An 888-nucleotide genomic window follows, 5' to 3' on the forward strand; every position below is an offset into this window, starting at 1 on the left:
CGGCCGCTGTCGTCGTAGCGGTAGGCGATGTCGGGCAGCAGGTTGTCGCCGATGCCGATCAGTTGCCCGCGCGGGTCGTAGTCGTAGTGGCGGCGCCAGGGATCACCGGACAGGGGCGTGAGTTGGCTGTCGCTCAGCCGGCCCAGGCCGTCGTAGGTGCGGGTCTGGCTGAACAGCATGTCGGTGCCGTGCTTGAGGCGTGCGTCGCGGCCGATTTCGCGGTGCAGGGCGTCGCGCTCGAAGGCCAGTTCCAGGCCGTCGACCAGTACACCGTGCAAATGGCCCGGGCCGTAGGTCAGCCAGTTGACCGGTGGTGCGTCGCCGTACTGGCTGGTCTGGCGAGTGCCCAGGGCGTCGTAGCGGTGGGCCAGGCTGTAGTCCCAGCCATCGCGGTGGCGCTGGGTTTCCAGGGCCAGACGGCCGGCCTGGTCGTAGGCGAACAGCACGTCGCTGTCCGGAGTATGCACGCCGGTCAGTTGGCCGCCTTTGCTCCAGCGGAAGTGTTCGCTGAAGGCTTCCACCCGGTCGGTGGCCGGCAGGTGGCGGGCCAGCAGGCGGCCGTCGAGGTCGTGTTGGTAGCGGGTGATGCGTTCGTCGGCCTCGTGGCGCTCGATCAGTTCGCCGGCGGCGTTGTAGCGGTAGCGCTGGCGGCGGCCATCGAAGCCCTGTTCTTCGATCAGCCGGTCCAGGAGGTCGTAGGCGAAGCGGGTCTGGGACTGGTTTTCGTTGGTCAGGACGATCAGCCGGCCGGCCAGGTCGTATTCGCAGGCCTGGCTCAGGCCGGCCGGGTCGGTCCGCCGGGTCAGGCGGCCCGCGCGGTCCCAGGCCAGGCGGGTGGTCTTGCCCTGGGCGTCGGTGAGGCTGACCAGCCGGCCGAGGCGGTCGTAG

The 888-nt window shown here is 69.8% G+C and carries 1 pseudogene; it reads right to left on the reverse strand.

Annotated features, from left to right (window positions below):
- Positions 1-888, reverse strand: a pseudogene (locus N7640_RS25500) (RHS repeat protein); the annotation flags it as partial.

The sequence above is a fragment of the Pseudomonas sp. GD04015 genome, assembly GCF_029837675.1.
In the GTDB taxonomy this organism is placed as follows: domain Bacteria; phylum Pseudomonadota; class Gammaproteobacteria; order Pseudomonadales; family Pseudomonadaceae; genus Aquipseudomonas; species Aquipseudomonas paralcaligenes.